Origin of the sequence: Microbacterium sp. CFBP 8801 (assembly GCF_014839455.1) — a bacterium.
Taxonomy (GTDB): Bacteria; Actinomycetota; Actinomycetes; order Actinomycetales; family Microbacteriaceae; genus Microbacterium.
Map to the genome: position 1 here is coordinate 209223 of NZ_JACYNU010000003.1, position 21663 is coordinate 230885.

Annotated in this window: 17 protein-coding genes; 7 read left to right on the top strand and 10 right to left on the bottom strand. The window is 72.5% G+C overall.

All coding sequences use genetic code 11. The annotated features are described in order from the left end of the window. The first annotated feature begins 138 nt into the window (after positions 1 to 138). From IFR11_RS05680 to IFR11_RS05705, 6 genes are all read left to right on the top strand, one after another. Entirely contained in the window at positions 139 to 1236 is a 1098-nt protein-coding gene (locus IFR11_RS05680; RefSeq protein WP_191915513.1) for a heme/hemin ABC transporter substrate-binding protein, read from the top strand. Then, positions 1233 to 2360: a FecCD family ABC transporter permease gene (locus IFR11_RS05685; RefSeq protein ID WP_441005400.1), complete on the top strand. Its 1128-nt coding sequence runs from the start codon at positions 1233 to 1235 to the stop codon at positions 2358 to 2360. The genes IFR11_RS05680 and IFR11_RS05685 overlap by 4 nt, the downstream gene beginning before the upstream one ends. Continuing rightward, the gene (locus tag IFR11_RS05690; RefSeq protein ID WP_191915514.1) at positions 2357 to 3163 is read left to right on the top strand and encodes a heme ABC transporter ATP-binding protein; all 807 of its coding nucleotides are present in this window, start codon (positions 2357 to 2359) and stop codon (positions 3161 to 3163) included. The genes IFR11_RS05685 and IFR11_RS05690 overlap by 4 nt, the downstream gene beginning before the upstream one ends. Beyond that, on the top strand, positions 3160 to 4326 hold the full coding sequence (locus IFR11_RS05695) for a hypothetical protein (RefSeq protein WP_191915515.1): 1167 nt from the start codon (positions 3160 to 3162) through the stop codon (positions 4324 to 4326). The genes IFR11_RS05690 and IFR11_RS05695 overlap by 4 nt, the downstream gene beginning before the upstream one ends. Further along, positions 4323 to 5543, top strand: coding sequence for a hypothetical protein (locus IFR11_RS05700; RefSeq protein ID WP_206755297.1), 1221 nt, complete (start codon positions 4323 to 4325; stop codon positions 5541 to 5543). Before IFR11_RS05695 ends, IFR11_RS05700 begins: the two co-directional genes overlap by 4 nt. A 110-nt stretch (positions 5544 to 5653) precedes the next feature. Next, entirely contained in the window at positions 5654 to 6637 is a 984-nt protein-coding gene (locus IFR11_RS05705) for an LLM class F420-dependent oxidoreductase (RefSeq protein ID WP_055832894.1), read from the top strand. 86 nt (positions 6638 to 6723) lie between these two features. Here IFR11_RS05705 and IFR11_RS05710 read toward each other — a convergent pair whose 3' ends face one another. From IFR11_RS05710 to galT, 4 genes are all read right to left on the bottom strand, one after another. Then, positions 6724 to 8187 carry a carboxylesterase/lipase family protein gene (locus IFR11_RS05710; RefSeq protein WP_191915517.1) on the bottom strand — a complete coding sequence of 488 codons (1464 nt, stop codon included), beginning with the start codon at positions 8185 to 8187 and terminating at the stop codon, positions 6724 to 6726. Positions 8188 to 8191: 4 nt separating this feature from the next. Then, a complete protein-coding gene (locus tag IFR11_RS05715) occupies positions 8192 to 9181 on the bottom strand; it encodes a squalene cyclase (protein ID WP_191915518.1) in 990 nt (329 codons plus the stop codon). Between the two features lie 79 nt (positions 9182 to 9260). After that, complete coding sequence (galK, locus tag IFR11_RS05720; RefSeq protein WP_070409188.1) at positions 9261 to 10424, bottom strand: galactokinase; 1164 nt, start codon at positions 10422 to 10424, stop codon at positions 9261 to 9263. Beyond that, positions 10421 to 11596 carry a galactose-1-phosphate uridylyltransferase gene (gene galT, locus IFR11_RS05725; protein ID WP_191915519.1) on the bottom strand — a complete coding sequence of 392 codons (1176 nt, stop codon included), beginning with the start codon at positions 11594 to 11596 and terminating at the stop codon, positions 10421 to 10423. The genes galK and galT overlap by 4 nt, the downstream gene beginning before the upstream one ends. A 50-nt stretch (positions 11597 to 11646) precedes the next feature. On the opposite strand from galT, the gene IFR11_RS05730 reads away from it, so the two are divergent. Continuing rightward, positions 11647 to 12612: a LacI family DNA-binding transcriptional regulator gene (locus IFR11_RS05730; protein ID WP_244630598.1), complete on the top strand. Its 966-nt coding sequence runs from the start codon at positions 11647 to 11649 to the stop codon at positions 12610 to 12612. Between the two features lie 626 nt (positions 12613 to 13238). Here IFR11_RS05730 and IFR11_RS05735 read toward each other — a convergent pair. The 6 genes from IFR11_RS05735 to IFR11_RS05760 all read right to left on the bottom strand — a co-directional run bounded on the left by IFR11_RS05735 (position 13239) and on the right by IFR11_RS05760 (position 21655). Next, complete coding sequence (locus IFR11_RS05735) at positions 13239 to 14879, bottom strand: ATP-binding protein (RefSeq protein ID WP_191915520.1); 1641 nt, start codon at positions 14877 to 14879, stop codon at positions 13239 to 13241. Between the two features lie 125 nt (positions 14880 to 15004). Next, positions 15005 to 16741, bottom strand: coding sequence for a beta-galactosidase (locus IFR11_RS05740; RefSeq protein ID WP_191915521.1), 1737 nt, complete (start codon positions 16739 to 16741; stop codon positions 15005 to 15007). 15 nt (positions 16742 to 16756) lie between these two features. Continuing rightward, complete coding sequence (locus IFR11_RS05745) at positions 16757 to 18277, bottom strand: alpha-N-arabinofuranosidase (RefSeq protein ID WP_191915522.1); 1521 nt, start codon at positions 18275 to 18277, stop codon at positions 16757 to 16759. Positions 18278 to 18347: 70 nt separating this feature from the next. Continuing rightward, entirely contained in the window at positions 18348 to 19706 is a 1359-nt protein-coding gene (locus IFR11_RS05750; RefSeq protein ID WP_191915523.1) for an ABC transporter substrate-binding protein, read from the bottom strand. Positions 19707 to 19796: 90 nt separating this feature from the next. Then, positions 19797 to 20606: a carbohydrate ABC transporter permease gene (locus tag IFR11_RS05755; protein ID WP_055940671.1), complete on the bottom strand. Its 810-nt coding sequence runs from the start codon at positions 20604 to 20606 to the stop codon at positions 19797 to 19799. A gap of 125 nt (positions 20607 to 20731) precedes the next feature. After that, positions 20732 to 21655, bottom strand: a complete 924-nt coding sequence (locus tag IFR11_RS05760) for a carbohydrate ABC transporter permease (protein ID WP_055832903.1) — start codon at positions 21653 to 21655, stop codon at positions 20732 to 20734. Positions 21656 to 21663 lie beyond the last annotated feature (8 nt).

The window sequence follows — 21663 nt, forward strand, 5'->3', positions numbered from 1 at the left end:
TCTGTCCCCGGTGCGGCCCGACGGCGTGCGTCGATGCACCCGAGGGTGGGTGCGAGAGGACAGGTTAGCCTTACCTAAGCAGAAGGCGCGCGGCGGGGCAATGTTAAGGATAGGCTCACCTTACTTGGAGGTCTTTTCATGACTCGTCGAACGACCCGCGCCCTCGCCACGCTCGCCCTGGCGATGGTGGTCACCCTCGCCGTGACGGCATGCGACGCCGCCGGATCGGCGCACGGGGGCGAGGCCGCCGCGACGCCGCCGCTGGCCGAGGTGACGCCGCTCGGCGACCCGCTCGCGTGGGAGGGCCCATCGACCGCGGTCGCCGCCTCCGCCCCCATCGACCCCGTCACCGACGGTGCGCAGACGCTGCCGGCGACGGTCACCGACGCGCAGGGCACCGCCGTCACCGTCACCGACGCCACGCGCATCCTCACGCTCGACATCTACGGCTCGCTCTCGCGCATCGTGTTCGAGCTCGGCCTCGGCGACCACGTCGTCGCGCGCGACGTGTCCAGCGCCTTCCCCGAGGCGGCTCACCTGCCCGTGGTCACCGAGAACGGGCACGACCTCAACGCCGAGGCGATCCTCGACGCCGCCCCCACCGTCATCCTCACCGACTCGAGCCTCGGGCCGTGGGACACGATCCTTCAGATGAGGGATGCCGGCATCCCCGTCGTCGTCGTGGACTCCCACCGCTCGCTCGACTCGATCGGCTCACTCATCGCGCAGGTGGGAACCGCGCTGGGCGTCCCGGAGCGCGCGGCGGCCCTCGCCGCCCGCAGCACCGCCGACGTCGAGGCCAAGATCGCCCAGATCGCGGCGGTGGCACCGGCCGACCCCGCCCGCAAGCTCCGCATGATGTTCCTCTATGTGCGCGGGCAGTCGGGCGTCTACTACCTCTTCGGCGAGGAGTCCGGCGCCGACAGCCTGATCGAGGCGCTCGGCGGCATCGACGTCGCCGGCGAGATCGGGTGGACGGGGATGCGGCCCATCACCGACGAGGCGCTCGTCGACGCCAATCCCGACCTGCTCATCATGATGACGAAGGGCCTCGAGTCGGTCGACGGCGTCGACGGGCTCGTCGAGCATCTGCCCGCCGTCGCGCAGACCGACGCCGGGCGCCACCGCCGCATCGTCGACATGTCCGACACCACCGTGCTGAGCTTCGGCCCCGCCGCCGCCGACGTGCTCGACGCGCTCGCCGTGGCCGTGTACGCGCCGGAGGCCGCGGGGTGAGCGCGGGCGTCGTCCCGCGCGAGCGGGTGCGGGTCGCCGCGCCCGCGGCGCGATCCCGCCTGCGGATCCCCGCGGTCTTCGGCGCGCTGTCCGCGGCGCTGGTGGTCCTCGTCGTCGTCTCGGCCGGCAGCGGTCAGCTCTCGATCCCTCCCGACCAGGTGCTGGGCGCCTTCGCACGTGCCTGGAACGACGGTGTGCGCGCGCTCGGGCTGGATGCGCTCGCGGTGGCCCCGGGGGCGGCGATCGCGCACGTCAACGGCGAGGCGACGCTGTGGCTCATCCGCATGCCCCGCCTGATCATGGCGGTGCTCGTCGGGGCCACGCTCGCCGCCGCCGGTGTGGTCATGCAGGGCGTCTTCCGAAACCCCCTGGCGGAGCCCGGGGTCATCGGCATCTCGTCGGGAGCGGCGGTGGGGGCCTCGGCATCCATCGTCTTCGGGCTGACGTTCCTCGGGCCGCTCACCCTTCCGGTGCTCGCCTTCGCGGGCGGACTGATCGCGATCGTCATCGTGTACGCCTCCGCCCGCGCCGACGGGCGCACCGAGGTCGTCACGCTCGTGCTCACCGGCATCGCCGTCAACGCCGTCGGGGGAGCCGCGATCGCCCTGTTCACCTACCTCGGGTCGACGCAGCAGCGGGAACAGATCGTCTTCTGGCAGCTCGGCTCGCTCAACGGCACCCGCTGGGACGACCTGGCGATCGTCGCGCCGATCGCCGCGGTGGGGATCACCGCGTGCCTGTTCCTGGCGGGCAGCCTCGATCTGCTCGCCCTCGGTGAGCGGCAGGCCGAGCATCTCGGCGTGCGCGTCGAGCGACTGCGGGTCGTCGCCATCGTCGTGATCGCGCTGCTCACGTGCGCGGCCGTCGCCTTCTGCGGGATCATCGGCTTCGTCGGCCTCGTCGTGCCGCACCTCATGCGCATGGTGCTCGGCCCCGGGCACCGGCTGCTGCTCCCCGCCAGTGCGCTCGGCGGGTCGGTGCTGCTCGTGGCGGGCGACCTCGTCGCGCGCACCGCCGTACCGGGGTCCGAGCTGCCGATCGGCATGCTCACCGCCCTCATCGGCGGCCCCTTCTTCTTCTGGCTGCTGCGGCGCGCGCGTCGCCGATCGGGAGGATGGGGATGACGCCGGTGCTGCGCGCACGCGGAGTGTCGGTCGAGGTGGGCGGACGCCGGGTCCTCGACGGCGTCGACCTCGATCTCTCGGCGGGCGAGCTCCTCGCGCTGGTCGGACCGAACGGCGCGGGCAAATCGACGCTGCTGTCGGTGCTGGCGGGAGACCGGGCGCCGGTGGAGGGCTCCGTCGAGCTCGACGGAGCGACGCTCGACGCCTGGCCGGTCGCCGAGCGCGCGCGGCGACGGTCGGTGCTCACGCAGAGCAACGAGGTGTCGTTCCCCTTCGCCGTCCACGACGTGGTGCGGATGGGGCGGGCGCCCTGGCGTCGGCATCCCGCGGCGTCGCGGGACGACGCCGCGGTGGCTGCGGCGATGGCCGCCGGCGAGGTCGAGGCATTCGCCGAACGACCCGTCACCGCGCTCTCGGGCGGCGAGCGCGCCCGCACGGCCTTCGCCCGCTCCTTCGCCCAGGAGTGCGCGATCGCGCTGCTCGACGAGCCCACCGCGAGCCTCGACATCCGCCATCAGCACCGGGTGCTCGCGCGCACACGCGAGCGGGTGGATGCCGGGGGCGCCGCCGTCGTGGTGCTGCACGATCTGGGACTCGCCGCGGCCTACGCCGACCGCATCGCCCTGCTCGACGACGGTCGCGTCGTCGCCGCCGGGCCGCCGCGCGAGGTGCTCGATCCGGCCCTGCTCACGCGGGTGTACCGGCATCCGATCGACGTCATCGACGGACCTCGCGGCACGCTGCTGGTCGTCGTCGCCCCCTCCCTCGCCCCTCCCCCCGAGCCCGGAGAACGCATCGCATGAAGAACCTCACCCGCTCCTTCGTCGCCGTCGCGACCGCGCTGGTCGTGGCGGCGAGCGTCGTCGGCGTCACCGACGCCCCCGCGTGGGCCGCCGGATCCGTGTCGGTCACCGGCCCCTCCGGCTCGGCCTCGGTCGATGCGGACTACGCCACCGAGGTGACGGTGTCGGGGTCGGGCTTCCAGTCGATCCCGAACGGCTTCGGCGGCATCTACGTGCTCTTCGGCTGGGTCGACGACGCCGGCGGCGGGTCGTGGCGACCGAGCGCGGGCGGTGTCGTCGGCGAGGACTACCGATACGTTCCCGACGCGGAGTCCGCCGAGAACAACGGGTATCAGCGGTTCCTCGCCTTCCCCGGCAGCCAGACCGAGAGCTCCGCGAACGGCACGCTCGGCGCCGACGGGTCGTGGTCCATCGGCATGGTCATCCCGGGGGCGGTGTTCGAGAGTCAGGATCGCGAGGGGCGCGTCAGCGAGGTGGACTGCCGGCGTGTCACGTGCGGCATCATCACCATCGGAGCGCACGGCGTGAAGAACGCCAACAACGAGACCTTCACCCCACTGTCCTTCCAGGCGACGGCCCCCGCCGAGTCGACCCCCGCCGAATCGGCACCCGCCGGGTCGGCGCCGGTGGCGGCGGGAGCGGTGCGCGTCGGCGTCGAGGCGGGGAGCGTCGTCGCCGGCTCCTCGATCGTCTTCACGGGGCAGGGGTTCACCCCCGGGGAGCAGATCGTCGCCGCCCTCGACGGCGGGCTCACGGCGGTGGGGCCGTTGACCGCCGGAACGCAGGGCGAGGTGGCCGCCGCCCTCCCGGTTCCGCGCGACATCCGCGACGGGACACACCTGATCACGCTGCGCGGGGCTGGCTCCGGCGGTGTCGCCGAGGCGGAGGTGAGCGTGACGGGGGGAACGAGCGCGACCGTCGCCGAGACGACGCCGGTCGTTCCGACCTGGGCGATCGTGGTGCTGCTGGCGTGCATCGTGCTGTCGATGGCGCTGGTGGTCACGAGCGTCATCACCGCCCTCGTCCGTGCTCGCGCGCGCCGTCGGGCCCGCCGCGCGGCTCGGGTCGCGCCCACGGGGGCGTCGGCGCCGCCCGCGGGCTCGGGTGCGCCCGCGGCGTCGCCGACTGAACCCCTGCCTCTCTCGGCGGGAGCACCCCGATGAGGTCGATGACGATGCTGCGGGCGGGGATCGCCGTCGCGGTGGCTCTCGTGGCGGGCGTCCCCCTGTCGGCGGCGGCCGCGGGCCCGGGCGACGTGATCGTCACGGTGCCGGGGCCGACGGGATCGGGCGGGGGCGACGGCGCGATCTCGAACGCGCAACTGCGGTGGGGGCTGAATGCCGAGTCGGGCGGGGGAGCCTTCGCGGGCGGATGCAACTTCCTCAGCGCCGGACGCGCGGGCGACGCGGGGGGATCCCGGGTGTGGACGCGCGACGACGGGCTCTACCGCGCGCAGGAGGGGGCGGTGCGCGTCGAGAAGCCCACCGCCGACGGCGAGTTCGCCACCGCGTCGTGGGAGACGAAGTGCCTCGACCCGACGGGAGCCGCCGTGACGGTGTCGTCGACCTCGAGCACGACGGGCAATCAGGTCGTCATCGAGGGCGGAACCGGACAGCGCCGCGACGGAGCGCTCGACATCCGGTGGTCGGGGTCGTTCACCGTGGCCTTCTACGGCGGCATGACGTACTGGAGTGTGACCGACCCTCGGCTCACGCTCGACGCCTCGGGCGCGGGCCGGTTGGTCGCGACGGCGAGCGGGTTCGGCGCGTCGATGGACGATGTCACGGTGTGGAATCCGATCGCCGAGCAAGAGGTGGTGCTCGCCGACATCCGCTCCGCCGACGTGGGTGCCGACCGGGGCTTCTCGGTCACGCCCGAGTTCCGGGGAGTGGTGAGCGTCGGAGCCGGCCAGGTGGCCCGCTCGGGGATCAACGAGGCCTACTGGGGATCGTTCCCGCAGTCGTTCGTCGACTTCCACCGGCAGACGGGGCAGCAGGGATACTGGCTCACCACCGGGGGAGTCCGGGATGCCGCGAAGCCGGCGTCGCCGGTCACGGTGAGCTACGACGCCACCGCGCCCGTCGCGGCTCCCCCCTCGAGCGGGGGCGCCGGAGGGGTCGCCGGGGCGGCGCCCGAGAACCCGCTGCGCCGCGCACCGGCGAGCATCCCCGCCGCCGCGTCCGCGGCCTCGTTCCTCGCGATGAACGCCCCGGTGACCACCCAGCCGCAGGCCGCCGGTCTCGTGCCGCCCGCGCGGGGTGGCCTGCCGCCCGTGGTCGCGCCGTTGCTGGGGGCCGCCGCGGCCCTGGGGATCGCGATCGTCGCCGTGCTGAGCATGATGGGCGCCCTGCCCTGGCAGCAGCGCCGGGTCGGGCCCTGAGCCTCCGGTCCGCGGGCTCCGTCCCGCGGCACCGCGGCGTCTCGCATCGGGGTGCGGCGGGACCCGGCCGGGGGGTGCGCGATGTCGGCGGCCACGCCTAGGGTGAGCGCATGGAATTCGGCATCTTCGTTCCGCAGGGCTGGCGCTTCGACCTGGTGGGCATCGACCCCGCCGAGCACTGGCGGGTGATGAACTCGCTCGCGCAGAGCGCCGACGACGGGCCCTGGGCGTCGCTGTGGGTCTACGACCACTTCCACACCACCCCGGTGCCCAGCGCCGAGGCGACCCACGAGGCCTGGACGCTCATGGCCGCCTTCGCCGCGGCGACCGACCGCGTGCGCCTCGGTCAGATGTGCACGTGCATGGGCTACCGCAATCCCGCGTACCTCGCCAAGGTCGCCGCCACCGTCGACATCATCTCGGGAGGTCGCGCCGAGATGGGCATCGGCGGCGGCTGGTACGAGCACGAATGGCGCGCCTACGGCTACGGCTTCCCGCCCATCGCCGAGCGTCTCGGGCGCCTGCGCGAGGGCGTCGAGATCATGCACCAGGCGTGGACCACCGGTGAAGCCACCCTGTCGGGCAAGTACTACGAGGTCGACGGCGCGATCGTGCAGCCGCGTCCGCTGCAGCCGGGCGGAATTCCGCTGTGGATCGCCGGAGGTGGCGAGAAGGTCACGCTCAAGATCGCGGCGAAGTACGCCTCGTATACGAATTTCGGCGGCTCGCTCGACGAGTTCGACCACAAGTCCGAGGTCCTGCGCGGGCACTGCGAGGCGCTCGGTCGCGATGCCGGCGAGATCACCCGCTCGACCAACTTCAACACGATCGTCGCCGCGACCGAGGCCGAGGCCAACGACCGTCTCGCGGCGGTCGTCGCGCGGCTGCGCCCGCACGTGGGAGACGAGCGGGCAGACGCCATCGAGGCCGACTACCGCTCCTCCGACGGCTTCGGCACCCCCGAGCAGATCGTCGAGCGGTTGCGCGAACGCGCCGCCCACGGCCTCGGCTACGCGATCCACTACTTCCCCGAGGCGGCGTACGACACCTCGGGCATCTCGCTGTTCGAGCGCGCGGTCATCCCGCACCTCTGAGCCGGTGGCAGGCCCCGGGCGGGTCGAGCGCGGCCCCGCATCGTCCCGCGTGACGCGCGACTTCGCACATGCGGGCGAGCGGAACGTCAAACCAGTGGAGCCACCTCGGCGTAGGCGTCGAGCTCGACGGGTGGGACGGCTGCCGGAGCGTCGAACACGCGCGCGCGTCGCGACGCGGCATCCCAGGCCGGCCACCCGGGATCGCCGTCGCGCACCAACGAGATCGCGGCGCCGTGCAGCTGGGTGGCCAGGTCGGAGGGCGGTGCGATCCCGGCGATGGTCGTGACCCCGTCGGCGTCGAGGTGGTCGAACCAGAACGGGACGTCGAGGCAGTGGCAGGCGACCCCGAGCTTCGGCGACGGCGACCGCCAGGCGAAGCGGTACACCCACGTGGCCGCACCGCTCCGCGCTCGCGCGACACGGAGCACCGTCGCGCGGATCACCCGATCCGACGCGTAGCCGCCGAGCACCGCCGCGGCCCCGCGCCGCCGTGTGCGCCCGAGATACTCCCGACGCCTCGAACGGCCGAGCCCCAGGACGGCCAGGGCGAACGGCACCGGGACGAGGCGCAGCAGGCGACGGAACCTCGCGGTCAGCATGGTGAACTCGTCGTCGGTCGATCCGATCAGGAGCGGCACGTCGGCGGCCACCCCGTCGGCGAGGGCGTCGAGCGGATGCCGCGGCACCAGGTCACCGTCGATCACCGGGCCGATCGGCAGCCCGTCGTCGAGCAGCGCGGTGATCGAGGCCAGAACATGCCCGCGCTCCGGGGTGCCGGCCGCTTTCTGCAGGACGACGAGCCGTTCTTCCGGGAGTGACGCGAACCCTCGCCGATCGGCCGCGACCCCGCCGAGCGCGGCGACGCGGTCGGCGAAGCGCCGCGCCTGGTCGGCGTGCACCGCGCCGATGGCGGGCGAGAGGGCCAGGGCGGCGTGGAAGAGCCCGGATGCCGCGGGGCTCGTCATCAGCGCGAGGACCGACCCGCCGCCCGCCGACTGCCCCGCCACCGTCACGCGGGAGGGGTCGCCCCCGAACGCGCGGATCTCGTCGCGCACCCACTCCAGCGCGGCGATCTGATCGCGGAGCCCCCGGTTCGCGGGTGCGCCCTCGATGAGCCCGTACCCGTCGAACCCGATGCGGTACGAGATCACGACCGTGACGACCCCGTCGCGCGCGAACGCGTCGCCGTCGTACCAGCGGCTGGCGGGAGACCCCGAGGTGTAGCCCCCGCCGTGGATCCACACGAGCACGGGGAGGGCGGCATCCGGGGTCGCGTCGACCGGAGCGAAGACGTTGACGTTCAGCGTCGCGTCTCCGGGCACGCTCGGCTCGGGGATGAGGGTGATGCCCGCGTCGCCGCGCTGGGCGGTGGGGCCGTACGCCGTCGCGTCGCGTTCACCCTCCCAGGGCTCGACCGGGGTCGGCGCGGCGAATCGCAGGGCCCCGACGGGCGCCTGGGCGAACGGGATGCCGAGGAACACGGCGGTGGGCCCGCGTCGGAACCCGCGCACCGCCCCTCTCGAGGTCACGGCGAGGGGAGCGGCATCCATCCCCTCATCCTGCCGCGTCGCGCCCGTCCCCCGCACGCGAGGTGCCCGAAGCTCCGTCCCACCACCGCAGCACGCGCAGCGCGAAGAACGTCAGCCACCGTGACGGCTCGCCGGCGGGCACGTCGACGGGGAACCACTCCCGGCCCTCGGGCGGATACGCCTGATGCCAGGTGCCGTCGGAGTCGCGCGAGGCCCGAACCCGGTCGATCGCATCGGCGAGACGCGGGTCGGGGCCGTTGCCGTCGTGCAGCGCGGCGGCGCGGAAGTGGTCGAGCGCGCGCAGCGCGCTGTAGCGGAAACGGAAGGGATAGCCCAGGTGATGCGCCCAGACGTGCCGCTCACCGGTGGACAGGCGGTGGAGCAGACGCCGTTCGAGCAGGTACTCCTCGGCCGCCTTGCGCGCGGCGTGCAGCTCGGGCGTTCCGCCGGTGCGCCACTCGTCGTCGAGGATGCCGATGACGGAGTTGATCGTCGAGTGGAACGATGACCGGGTCGACCCCTCGACCCACTCGCAGTTCCACCCGCCGTCGGGCAGTCGGTGGGCGACGAACCAGGTCCGGATGCCGTCGACGTCGGCTCCCAGCCACGCTCCGCTCGCGAGGGTGAACGCGTTGATGCACGCATCGACCTCGCCGTGCCAGAAAGGACGGTCCTCGTACTCCCAGCGGGCGTTGCGCTCCAGGAGGCCGGCGGTGTCGGTGCGCAGGGCCGTGGCATCCACCCCCCATTCGCGCAGGCTCATGAGCGACCACGACGTGGCCGTCCACGGCTGCGGCTCCTCTCCGGTGAAGTCCGCCGGGAAGTGCGCGCCACCGGCCCAGAGCCCGTCGTCGCCCTGGGCGGCGAGCAGGCGTGCGCCGAACCCCTCGTGCGCGACGCGGGCGCGGGTGGCCCGCCATCGCTCCTCGGGTGCGTCGAGCAGATCGCGCTCGACCTTCCATCGCAGGCTCGGGTCGCTGTCGGCCAGCCAGGCGAGCACGTCGTCGTCGTTCATGGTCCCTCCCGGTTGTCGGCAGGGTACGCCCGCGGCCCGTGGTGCGTACAGGCCCCTGCCACCACCCGCGGCAGGGTCGTCACGCGTCGCGGCGCGCGCCCTCCGACGGGGTCACCGTGAAGATGTTCGGAGCGCGGAACCCGGATGCCGCGAACGCGGCGCGCACGGCCTCGGTCGCCGCCGGGAGGAGGTCGGTGGAGATCAGCGCGATCGCCGCTCCGCCGAAGCCGCCGCCGGTCATGCGGGCGCCCAGGGCGCCCGAGGCCAGCGCCGTCTCGACGGCCAGGTCGAGCTCGGGGACCGAGATCTCGAAGTCGTCGCGCATCGAGACGTGCGAGGCGGTGAGCAGGTCGCCGATGGCGGAGGGACCGTCGGCGTCGAGGGCGGCGACGGTGTCGAGCACGCGCTGGTTCTCGGTGACGATGTGCCGCACGCGGCGGAAGGTCACGTCATCCAGGATCTCTGCGGCGCGGGGCAGATCGTCGACGGTGAGGTCGCGCAGTGCCGGCACGTCGAAGGCGGCGGCGCCCTTCTCGCACGAGGCACGGCGTTCGCGGTAGCCGCCCGAGGAGTGCGCGTGCTCGACCAGCGTGTCGACGACGAGGATCGACAGCCCCGCCTCGGCGAACCCGAGCGCCACGGGGCGGGTCTCGAGCGTGCGGCAGTCGAGGAAGGTCGCGGCGTCCGCGACGCCCAGCATCGACGCCATCTGGTCCATGATCCCCGTCGGGGCGCCGACCGCGTCGTTCTCGGCCACGCGGCCGACCCGGGCGAGGGCGACCTTGTCGAGCCCGGCGCCCCACACGTCGTCGAGGGCGGAGGCCACGGCTCCCTCGATCGCGGCCGACGACGACAGTCCGGCGCCGACGGGGACCTCCGACGCCAGGGCGAGGTCGACGCCGCGGGTCACGGCATCCGGGGCCGCCCGCCGCAGCGCCCACGCGACGCCCAGCGGGTAGCCCGCCCAGTCGAGGCCGCCGGCGGCGATGCGCGCGTCGAGGTCGGCGAGCGACACCTCCACGGTGTCGTCGGAGAACGTCGAACGCACGCGGATCAGGTCGTCGTCGCGCAGGGCCACGGCGGCGGCGGTGCGCTGGGCGATCGCGAAGGGGAAGACGAAGCCCTCGTTGTAGTCGGTGTGCTCGCCGATGAGGTTGGCGCGACCGGGGGCCGACCACACTCCCGCGAGGGGGCGATCGGTCAGCGTGGCGAGAAGGGTGCGGGCGTCGTCGACGGCGGTCATGCCGTCACCTCCGGAACGGTGTCGAGGGCGGCGCGCAGACGCTCGGCCTGCGACTCGGGGGTCACGTCGCCGATCCAGGCGCCCATGGCGGCTTCGGATCCGGCGAGGTACTTCAGCTTGTCGGCGGCACGGCGGGGCGAGGTGATCTGCAGGTTGAGGCGCACGGCTTCGCGTCCGCGCCCGACCGGGGCCTGGTGCCACGCGGCGATGTAGGGCGTGGGGGTGTCGTACAGCGCATCGATGCCGCGCAGCAGCCGCAGGTAGAACGGGGCGAGCTCGTCGCGCTCGGCGTCGGTGGTCTCGGCCAGGTCGGCGACGTGGCGGTGCGGCAGCACGTGCACCTCGACGGGCCAGCGCGCGGCGAAGGGCACGAACGCCGTCCAGTGCTCGCCCCGCAGCACGACGCGCTCTCCCGCCGACTCGAACTCGAGGATGCGCGCGAACAGATCGTTCGAGCTCCGCGAGATCGTGTCGAGCAGGCGGTGCGTGCGCGGGGTGACGTACGGGTAGGCGTAGATCTGCCCGTGCGGGTGGGCGAGGGTGACCCCGATCTCCTGCCCCCGGTTCTCGAACGGGAACACCTGGCGGATGCCGGGCAGAGCCGACAACGCCGCCGTGCGGTCGGCCCACGCTTCGATCACGGTGCGGGCGCGGGTGCGCGAGAGCGAACCGAACGAGCCCTCGTGCGCGGGGCTGAAGCAGACGACCTCGCAGCGACCGACCGAGGTGCGGGTGCGACCGAGTCCGAGGTGCTCGAGGTCGTCGTCGCCGCGCGGCGGGTCGACGGCGGCGGGAACGTCGCCGAGCGCGACGTCGAGCGCGGGACCGAACGACGGGGACTTGTTCTCGAACACCGCGACGTCGTAGAGCGACGGGATCTCCGACGGGTTCGTCGGCGTCTGCGGCGACAGCGGGTCGAGGTGCGCGGGGGGCAGGAACGCGCGGTTCTGGCGGTTGGATGCCACGGTGATCCAGTCGCCGGTCAGCACGTCCTGGCGCATGGTCGCGGTGGTCGGCCGCGGGTCGAGCGTGCGGGCGTCGACCGAGCGCTCGGCGCCGAGCGCGGTGCCGGGATCGTCGAAGTAGATGAGCTCGCGGCCGTCGGCGAGCACCGTCGGGCGCTTGACGACTCCGGCGCCGAGAGGCACCGCGGAGGGGGTGTCCGTGTTCACGATAACACGCTACAACGCGCCCGTGCTATCGTCAACATCGAGGGAGAATCATGCGCGTATCCATGGCCGACGTGGCCGTTCGGGCCGGGGTCTCGGCGCAGACGGTGTCGCGCGTGGCCAACGGCAGCCCCCGGGTCGATCCGGCCACCCGCGCCCGCGTCGAGAAGGCCATGGCCGATCTCGGCTACCGCATGCACCGCGCCGCGCGCGCCCTGCGCACCGGCCAGACCTCGACCATCGGCCTCGTCGTGTCGACCCTCGCCTCGGTCGGCAACTCCCGCATGCTGCAGGCGATCTCCGAGGCGGCCGCGGCCCGCGACTACGCCCTCGCCGTCGTGACGGTCAAAGAACGCGGCATCCGCGACGCCTTCGCCCGGCTGCGCTCGCAGGGCGTCGACGGCGCCGTCGTGCTGAACGAGGCGACCGAGTTGGCGCGCGACGTCGAGCCCCCGGCCGATCTGCACCTCGTCGTCGTCGACTCCCCGCCCGACCCGCGTTTCTCGATCGTGCAGACCGACCACGCCGCCGGGGCGCGCGCCGCAACAGAGCACCTGCTGTCGCTCGGCCATGACACCGTGCACCACCTGGCCGGTCCGGTGCGCTCCTTCGCCGCCGCCGAGCGCGAGCGCGGGTGGCGCGCGGCCCTCGTCGAGGCCGGTGTCACTGTGCCGGAACCGGTCCGCGGCGATTGGACCTCGGCCTCGGGTCACCGCGCCGCGCGTGCGCTGGTCGAGGCCTCCGCCGTCTTCGTCGCGAACGACCAGATGGCCCTCGGGGCGCTGCGGGCCTTCGCCGAGGCGGGACGGCGCGTGCCCGACGACATCGCCGTGGTCGGTTTCGACGACATCGTGGATGCCGGCGAGTACCGGCCCCCGTTGAGCACCGTGCGCCAGGACTTCGACGCCCTCGGCGTGCGCGTCGTCGTCGCGCTGATCGCGGCGATCGAGGGCGGTGAGCCGGTGGCCGAGTCGGTGCCGACGTCGCTGGTGGTGCGCGAGAGCAGCGTCGCGGGCTGAGGCCGTCACGCCCGCCGCGCCCCGGCTGCCGCGCTGTAGCCGGTGCCGGGCCGCGTGTGGGGCGCGATCGGTGCAGCGGGGCGGTCGCCGTGCGCCCCGGTGCACGGAATGCGCCCCACACCCGCGGCGCTCGCCCGCCAGACCCGCGGCGCCCGCCCCGCCCGCGGCGCCTGCCGCGTCCACCCGCCGCGCCCGCCGGGCATCGGCTCGTCCCGGGCCGCGTGTGGGGCGGGATCGGTGCAGCGGGGCGGTCATCGTGCGCCCCGCTGTACGGAATGCGCCCCAAACCCGCCGCGCCCGCCGCCCCGCCCGCGCGCCGCGCCTGCCCGCCGCGCCTGCCGCGCTGTGGCCGGTCGCGGGCCGCGTGTGGGGCGCGATCGGTGCAGCGGGGCGGTCGCCGTGCGCCCCGCTGCACGGAATGCGCCCCAAACCCGCGGCGCCCGCGCGCCGCGCCTGCCTGCCGCGCCTGCCGCGCAGCGGCTCGACCGGGGCCGCGTGTGGGGCGCGATCGGTGCAGCGGGGCGGTCACCGTGCGCCCCGGTGCACGGAATGCGCCCCAAACCCGCCGCGCCCGCCCGCCCGCCCCGCCCGCCGCACCCGCCCGCCCGCGCGCCGGGCGGGGGCGCTCAGGCGGCCGGGGCCGTCGCGGGTAGGTCGAGGGTGACGGTGGTGAACTCGCCGGGCACGCTGTCGATGTGCACCGTGCCGCCGTGGGCGAGGGCGATGGACCGCACGTTCGTGAGACCGAGCCCGAACCCCTGGATCTCGCGCGAGCGTGCGAGCGGCGTGCGGTAGAAGCGGTCGAACGCACGGCGCTGCTCGGCGCGCCCGATGCCGGGCCCGGTGTTGGTCACGGCGATACGCACCCGTCCCTCGCAGACCCCGTGGGCGACGGTGATGGGGCGGGAGGGGATGCCGAACTTCACGGCGTTCGTGAGCAGCTCGCGAATGGCGACCACGAGCTGGGCGCGGTCGGCATGGGCGTGCGAGGGGCCCGTCGAGGTCGTCTCGATCGTATGCGCGTGCGTCTCGGCGAGCGAGGTGACACCGCGCACCGCCGCGGCCACGACATCGACCAGGTCGACGGAGGCGGGACGCAGGGTCTTCTCGCTCTCGCCCGCGGCGAACAGCTCGCCGACCCGCTGCGTCAGATCGGCGGTGCGTCGCGTCGCGACGTCGACGTAGCGACGCAGGGTGACCTGCTCCGGGTCGATCGCCTCATCGATGAGGTCGAGGAACCCGGTGATGCTCGTGAGCGGGGTGCGCAGCTCGTGCGAGACGGTGTGCAGGAACTCCTCGCGCACCTCGATCGCCTCGGCGAGCTCGGTGACGTCGTGGATCACGACGACCGTTCCGAGGATGCGCCCGTCGGGTCGCCGCAGTCGGCTCGACGAGACGAGCACGGCGGCCTGCGTCCCGGCCGCTCCCCACCACTGCAGCTCGTCGACGACGGCCTCGCCCGACAGGGCGCGGGGGAGGACCTGCGCCCGAGGGGGGATCGGCGTCGCGCGATCGGCGGCGAGCACGTGGGGTCCCGCGAACGGGCGGGTGTCGAGGTCGAACCCGCCCAGCTCGGCGAAGCGGTGCGCGCGGGTATTGGCGACCTCGAGCTGATCGGTCGGTCCGTAGAACGCCACCCCCGCGCTGACGGTGTCGACGATGGCGCTGGCGACGGTCTCGGCATCCCGTGCCTCCTCGAGGGCGGCGGCCTGTGCGCGATACGAATCGGCGAGGCGCCGGGAGTTGCGGCGGAGGTGCCGCGCGGCCACGAACACGATGACCGCGACGCCGACGATGAAGGTCGGCAGGGTGACGACGGTGACCCATTCGACGGCGTTCGCGGGCCACGCGCCCACGTAGGCGAAGCGGAACGAGGTGATGAACCCGGCCCCGAATACGGCGACCGCCATGCCGTACCAGGGGAAGCCGTAGGCGAGCCACAGCACGGGGAAGATCGCGAGGATCGTGACGCTGGGAAAGAGCGCGAGCAACTCGGCGCGCAGCAGGGCGACGGCGAGCAGGTCGAGACCCGCGACCGCCATCATCCACGCCAGGGGGAGGCGCTCCCACGGCACGACGAGCGCCGCCAGGGTCGCGAGGAGGGTGACGGCGAGGCCGGCGACGACGACCCCGGTGGTGGCGATCGAGGGGACCGCGAGACCGGCGACGCCGACGAGGAACGCCACCCCGAGCGTGAAGGGGAGCTGAGCCCGGAGGAAGACGCGGAACCGCCCCCGCGGGCTGACTTCCATCTCGAACAGCGGCACCGTCGTTTCCCCACTTCCGCTCGACGAGAGAGGCCTTCTCTGACCGTACTTCACCGGGAGCGCGGGGAAGTGGACCTGTCGTGTCGACCGGTCCGTCGCGTCTCGCGGAGGCCTGCCCGAGCGGCCTACTCCTCGAGCGGCCCGAGCGACGGTGCCGCCACGAACCGTGCCACGGGCTCGAGCACCTGCTCGAGCTCGAGCACGACGATCTCGTTCGCGCCGGCCCGGGTGACGGGGGCGGGCACGTACATCGTGTTCTGCGGGACGGTGCGCCAGTACCGGCCGACGAAGAACCCGTTGACGAAGGCGTAGCCCTTTCCCCAGGCCGCGGTGTCGAGGAAGAGGTCGGCCGGAGCGTCGAGCGAGAAGGACCCGCGCAGGGCCGAGCGGCCCACGACGCCCGAGTCCGAGCCCGAGCGGGCGGCCGCGATGGCCGTCACCTCGATCGGGGTCGAGGTCCACCCGGTGAGCGGCTGCCCGTCGATCGTCACGTCGCCGATGAGCCCCTTCGCCTCGCCGAGACGATCGGCGTAGTTCACGCGCCCCTGGTCTTCGACGAGCACCGTGAGGTGCGCGCCCGCGGGGATCGCGAGGGCGCGCTCGTGCAACGACCGCGACAGTCGCCCGACCGGCACGCCGTCGACCTCGACCCACGCGAGGTCGCGCACCTCGCCGAAGACGAGGACCCCCGCTGCGTCGTCGAACGCGGGCAGGTCGACGTCGTAGCGCACGAGTGCGCCGAGGTGGCCGAGCTGCTCGAAGCTGGCGGGGGCGTCGGTGATCGCGGCCTCGGCGGCCTCCGGCATCCACTCGCCCTCGCCGGTCAGGGCGACCTCGAGCGCGGGGGCCGCCGCACGCTCGGCGGGCACCTCGCCCTCGACGGGGGCGTACCGGGCGATGACCTCGCGGAAGGCATGGAACTTCGCCGTCGGGTGGCCCGACTCGTCGATGGGCGCGTCGTAGTCGTATGAGGTGACGATGGGATCGAAGCGGCCCTTGTCGTTCGCGCCGTTCGTGGTGCCGAAGTTCGTCCCGCCGTGCACCATGTAGATGTTCACCGAGGCGCCCGCCGCCAGCAGCACGTCGAGGTCGTGGGCGGATGCCGCGGGGTCGGTGGTGTGGTGGATGCTGCCCCACCAGTCGAACCACCCGTCCCAGAACTCGCTGCACATGAGCGGGCCGGTGGGCTGGTGTTCGCGCAGCGTCGTCAGACGCTCCTCGGAGCGCGAGCCGAACGAGCCGGTGAGGTGCAGCTCGGGCAGGCTCCCGGCCTCGAGCATCCAGGGCATCGGCTGGTCGACGGTGGTCAGCGGCACGGTGATGCCGGCGTCCTTCGTCACCCGCACGAGCTCGCGCAGGTACTCCTTGTCGGAGCCGTACGCGCCATACTCGTTCTCGATCTGCACGAGCACCACGTTGCCGCCGCGGTCGATCTGGCGGGGAGCGACGATCTCGTATACGCGGCGCAGGTACTGCGACACCGCCGCGACGAACTGCGGCTCCGACCGGCGGATGCCGATCCCCGGCGTCGAGGTGAGCCACACCGGCAGCCCGCCGTTGTGCCACTCGGCGCAGATGTAGGGCCCGGGGCGCACGATGGCGTGCAGGCCCGCGTCGGCGATGAGGTCGAGGAAGCGTCCGAGGTCGTTCGCCCCGGTGGCATCCCACTCGCCCTGCACGGGTTCGTGGGCATTCCACGCCACGTAGGTCTCGATGGTGTTCAGGCCCATGGCCTTGGCCGTGCGGATGCGATCCGCCCAGTGCTCGGGGTGGATGCGGAAGTAGTGGAGCGTCCCCGAGATGACCTGGTGCGGTCGCCCGTCGAGCAGGAAGTCGGTCTCGCCGATGGTGAAGGTCGTCACGGTGTCTTTCGGGTGTCAGTCGACCAGCCGCGCGCGGATGCGCGCCCAGGCCAGGGCGGGGAGGGTCAGACGCAGGATGCCGTCGTCGCCGACGCTCACGGGGAGCTCGGCGGGGGCGACGGGCTCGGCGTCGGCGGAGTTGGTGGTGTGGCGGTCGCCGCCCGCGGGGATCGTGACGACGACCGCCTCGACGTCGGCGATGGCGCCCAGCTCGAGCGCGACCTCGGTGGGGGCGTCGAGGTCGCGGTGGGCGAGGAACACCGACACGTGGTCGCCGTCGATCGTGGCGACCGCGTCGACGGCGTCGACGGTGCCGTGGCGGGCGGTGTCGATCGTGGCGCCCTCGATGAGGGGGACCACGACCCGGCCCGACGCCGCTTCGGCGGTGAGCTTGAACGGGTGGAACGTGCTCTGGCGCCAGGCGGCTCCGCCGTCGGGCTCGGTGCGGATGGGGCCGATGACGTTGACCAGCTGGGCGAGGTTGGCCATCGACACCCGCTCCGACCGGCGGATGAGGGTGATCAGCAGCGAACCCACGACGACGGCATCGGTCACGGTGTAGTCGTCTTCGATCAGACGGGGGGCGACGGGCCAGTCGCCGGTGAACACGCGCGGCTTGTCGACCTCGTTCCACCGGGTCTGGTTCCACACGTTCCATTCGTCGACGCTGATGCCGACGGTGCCCCCGTCGGGGGTCGTGGCGCCGACCTCGTCGATGATGTCGGCGACGTCGCCGATGTAGCGGTCGAGAGCGGCGCCGCTGGCCAGGAAGCTCGCCGGGTCGGCCGGGTCTTCCTCGTAGTACGCGTGCACCGAGATGTGGTCGATGAGACCGGCGGTGTGGGTGAGCACGCCGCGCTCCCAGGTGCCGAACGTGGGCATCTCGTGGTTGGAGCTGCCGGCGGCCACCAGCTCGACGGTGGGGTCGATGAAGCGCATCATGCGGGCGGTCTCGGCGGCGAGGCGGCCGTACTCGTCGGCGGTCTTGTGGCCGATCTGCCAGGGGCCGTCCATCTCGTTGCCCAGGCACCACAGGCGGATGCCGAAGGGCTCGTCGCGGCCGTTCGCGCGGCGTCGTTCGCTGAGCGCGGTGCCGGCGGGGTGGTTGGCGTATTCGAGCAGGTCGGCGGCGTCGGCCACCCCGCGCGTGCCCAGGTTCACCGCCTCCATCAGCTCGACGCCCGCCGCGTCGGCCCAGGTGGCGAATTCGTGCAGACCGACCTGGTTGGTCTCGGTGCTGTGCCACGCGGCATCCAGCCGCACCGGTCGGTCGGCGCGGGGGCCGACGCCGTCTTCCCACCGGTAGCCCGACACGAAGTTGCCGCCGGGGTAGCGCACGACGGTGGCGCCGAGCTCGCGCACCAGCTCGAGCACGTCGGCGCGGAAGCCGTCGGCGTCGGCGGTCGGATGCTCGGGGGAGTGGATGCCGTCGTACACGCAGCGGCCCATGTGCTCGACGAACGAGCCGAACAGGCGGCGGGGGACGACGGCTCCGACAGAGGTGCGGTCCACGACGATGCGGGTGGGGGTGCTCATGGGTTCTCCAGGCGGGGGAACGGGTGGGGCGGGCCGCATGCGAACGATGCGACCCGCCCCCGGGAACTGCTTACTTGTTGACCGAGAAGCCCTGGTCGTTGCCGTACTGCACGAGCTGGTCCTGCCAGGCGGTGAGGCCGGCGTTCAGGTCGCTCTTGTTGGCGTAGGCCTGGCCCACGGTGTCGCCGTAGATGCTGTTGGCGTACACCTGGAACGGCAGGTAGCTCCAGCCCTCGCGCACCTCGCTCGAGGCCTGCGTGAGCACCTGGTTGATCTGCTGCCCACCGAAGTACTCCGACTCCTTGTCGACGAAGGCGGGGTCGCTCAGCTGCGCGGTGGTCGAGGGGAATCCGCCCGACTCGGCGAAGATCTGCAGGCTCTTCTCGTCGTTGTTCAGCCACTTGAGGAAGCCGGCTGCCAGAGCGGGGTTCTTGCTCTGCTTCGTGACGGCCTGGCCGCCACCGCCGTTCTCCGACGTCACGGCCGTGCCGTCGTAGGTCGGGATCGGGGCCACGGCCCACTTGCCCGCGCCGTCGGCGACCGAGGACTCCAGCACACCCGGCATCCAGGCGCCGATCACGAGCGAGGCGATCGAGCCGTCACCGAGGCCCTTGAACCACTCGTCGCTCCAGCTGGGGGTGTCCGAGATGAGGCCGCCCTCGATGAGGCGGTTCCAGTTGTCGGCGAACTTCTTCGAGCCGTCGTCCTGCAGGTCGATCGCGACGTCGGTGCCGGCGTCGCCCGAGGTCGTGAAGGGAGTGCCCCCGGCCTGCCAGATCATGCTCGTGGTGAAGCCCGAGTCGCCGGTGTCGGCGGTGATGAACTTGGTGGGGTCGGCGGCGTTCAGCTTCTGCGCTGCGGCGTAGTACTCGTCCCAGGTGGCGGGCACGGCGATGCCGAACTGATCGAAGACCTCTTCGTTGTAGAACAGGGCCATAGGGCCCGAGTCCTGCGGGAGGCCGTAGATCTTGCCGTCGAAGTCGACGGAGCCCCAGGTGCCGGTGCTGTAGTCGTCCTTCAGGTCGGCGAAGCCGTACGACGACAGGTCGACGAGCGAGTCCGAGAGCGCGAACTGGGGGAAGGCGTAGTACTCGATCTGCACGACGTCGGGGGCGCCCGAGCCGGCCTTGATCGCGTTCTGGAGCTTGGTGTACTCCTCGGTGTTGGTGCCCGCGTTGACGTAGTTCACCTTCACGTTGGGGTACTTGGCCTCGAAGGCGGCGACCTGCGCCTCGGCCGAGGGGGTCCACGACCAGTACGTGAGCTCGCCGCCGGCCTCGAGGGCCTTCTCGATGTCGTCGGCGGTGCCGGCGGCGGCGCCGCCGCCGGCGTTGCCACCCGAGCAGGCGGTGAGCGCGCCCACCGTCAGGGCGGTGGCGGCGACGGCGAAGACGGCCCGCCGGGCGGTGCCAGAACGCATGAATGTCATCGGATTCCTCTACTTCGTTGTTGTGGATGTGGTGCGGGTGCAGACGCGGTGCCCCGAGAGGGGCGCGCGCGTTCAGGGGGAGTCAGGGGGTCATTGCTTGACGCTGCCGGCGCTGAGGCCCGACTGCCAGAAGCGCTGCAGCAGCAGGAAGGCGGCCACGATCGGGATGATCGACAGCAGCGCTCCGGTGATCACGAGGTTGTAGATGGGCTGCGCGCCGACGCCGGTGGCCTGCGCGTTCCACTGGTTCAGGCCGACGGTGAGCGGGTACCACTGCGGGTCGCTCAGCATGATCAGGGGCAGGAAGTAGTTGTTCCACGTCGCCACCACCGCGAACAGCAGCACCGTGACGATGCCGGGGGTGAGCAGTCGGATCGAGATGGTGAAGAACGTGCGGAACTCGCCCGCACCGTCCATGCGGGCCGCCTCGAGCAGCTCGGTGGGGATGGCGTCGGTCGCGTAGACCCAGATGAGGTACAGGCCGAACGGGCTGATGAGCGAGGGGATGATGATCGCCCACGGGGTGTTCGTGATGCCCAGCTGGCTGAACAGCAGGAAGGTGGGCACCGCCAGCGCCGTGCCGGGCACCGCGATCGCGCCGAGCACGACGGCGAACACGGCCTTGCGCCCCCGGAAGTTGTACTTCGCCAGGCCGTAGCCGGCGAGCGTGGCCAGCAGAGTCGCCCCACCGGCGCCGACCGCGACGTAGAGCAGCGTGTTGCCGAGCCACCGCAGGAAGATGCCGTCGCGGTAGGTGAGGGTCTGCGCGATGTTGTCGAAGAGCGCGAAGCTGTTCCCGGGGCCGAGCCCGAAGGTGGTGAACAGGTCGGGCTGGGTCTTGGTGGCGTTGATGACCAGCCACGCCAGCGGCACGAGCGTGTACAGCAGGTACAGGCCCATGACGATGCCCAGCACGATCGACTTCTTGCCCTGGGTGGGCGAGGTGCGGGCGAAGCGGCGGCGGGTGCCGCCGGCGCGCGGGGTGGTCACCGAGACGGTGTCGGTGCGGGGTGCGGTCGCGGTGGTCATCGCGCCTCCTGACGTGAGCCGCGCAGCTGCACGACGTAGGCGATGACGGCGGTGATGACGCCCATGATGATGGCGATCGTTGCCGCGTAGTTGTACTGCTGGCCGGCGAACGAGAGGTTGTAGGCGTACATGTTCGGCGTGAAGAACGTCGAGATCGTGTTCGGGGCCAGCGGCTTGAGGATGTTCGGTTCGTTGAAGAGCTGGAAGCTGCCGATGATCGAGAAGATCGTGGCGATGACCACCGCGCCGCGCACCGCCGGGATCTTGATCGAGAAGATCGTGCGCCAGGCGCCCGCCCCATCGATCGAGGCCGCCTCGTACAGCTCGCCCGGAATGGTCTTCAGCGACGAGTAGAAGATGAGCATGTTGTAGCCCACGAACTGCCAGGTCACGATGTTGCCGATCGACAGCAGCATCCACTCGGGGAGGAACGGCTGGACGACGTTCCCGCCGAGCAGGTCGTTCAGGTTTCGGGTCAGGCCGAACTGGTCGCCGTAGATGTATCCCCACATGAGCACGGCCACGACGGCGGGCACCGCGTAGGGCAGGAAGATCACCATGCGGTAGAAACCGGCGGCGTGCAGGCGCGCACTGTCGATCGCGAGGGCGGCCGCGAGGGCCAGCACGAGCATGATCGGCACCTGCACGACGAGGAAGATCGAGACGCGGCCCAGGCCGTCCCAGAACTTCTCGTCGCCGAAAGCGGTGACGTAGTTCTCGAAGCCGACGAACGCGTTGCCGCCGACCAGCTGGTCGCGGAACAGGCTGAGGTAGATCGAGTACGCCAGGGGGGCGAGGAACACGAGCGCGAACACCACGGCGAAGGGGGCGACGAACAGCCAGCCGCGGTCGTCGATTCGGGTGCGCCGTTTGCGCCGCGGGGTGCGCAGCGCGGGCGGGGGTGCCGCGGTGGTCGTCATCGTCCAGT

Coding starts and splice junctions, on each gene's coding strand:
- IFR11_RS05730 (WP_244630598.1), top strand. CDS start 11,647: ATGCGCGTATCCATGGCCGACGTGGCCGTTCGGGCCGGGGTCTCGGCG.
- galK (WP_070409188.1), bottom strand. CDS start 10,424: ATGACCGCCGTCGACGACGCCCGCACCCTTCTCGCCACGCTGACCGAT.
- IFR11_RS05695 (WP_191915515.1), top strand. CDS start 3,160: ATGAAGAACCTCACCCGCTCCTTCGTCGCCGTCGCGACCGCGCTGGTC.
- IFR11_RS05750 (WP_191915523.1), bottom strand. CDS start 19,706: ATGACATTCATGCGTTCTGGCACCGCCCGGCGGGCCGTCTTCGCCGTC.
- IFR11_RS05680 (WP_191915513.1), top strand. CDS start 139: ATGACTCGTCGAACGACCCGCGCCCTCGCCACGCTCGCCCTGGCGATG.
- IFR11_RS05705 (WP_055832894.1), top strand. CDS start 5,654: ATGGAATTCGGCATCTTCGTTCCGCAGGGCTGGCGCTTCGACCTGGTG.
- IFR11_RS05755 (WP_055940671.1), bottom strand. CDS start 20,606: ATGGGCCTGTACCTGCTGTACACGCTCGTGCCGCTGGCGTGGCTGGTC.
- IFR11_RS05700 (WP_206755297.1), top strand. CDS start 4,323: ATGAGGTCGATGACGATGCTGCGGGCGGGGATCGCCGTCGCGGTGGCT.
- IFR11_RS05745 (WP_191915522.1), bottom strand. CDS start 18,277: ATGAGCACCCCCACCCGCATCGTCGTGGACCGCACCTCTGTCGGAGCC.
- IFR11_RS05710 (WP_191915517.1), bottom strand. CDS start 8,187: ATGGATGCCGCTCCCCTCGCCGTGACCTCGAGAGGGGCGGTGCGCGGG.
- IFR11_RS05715 (WP_191915518.1), bottom strand. CDS start 9,181: ATGAACGACGACGACGTGCTCGCCTGGCTGGCCGACAGCGACCCGAGC.
- IFR11_RS05760 (WP_055832903.1), bottom strand. CDS start 21,655: ATGACGACCACCGCGGCACCCCCGCCCGCGCTGCGCACCCCGCGGCGC.
- IFR11_RS05690 (WP_191915514.1), top strand. CDS start 2,357: ATGACGCCGGTGCTGCGCGCACGCGGAGTGTCGGTCGAGGTGGGCGGA.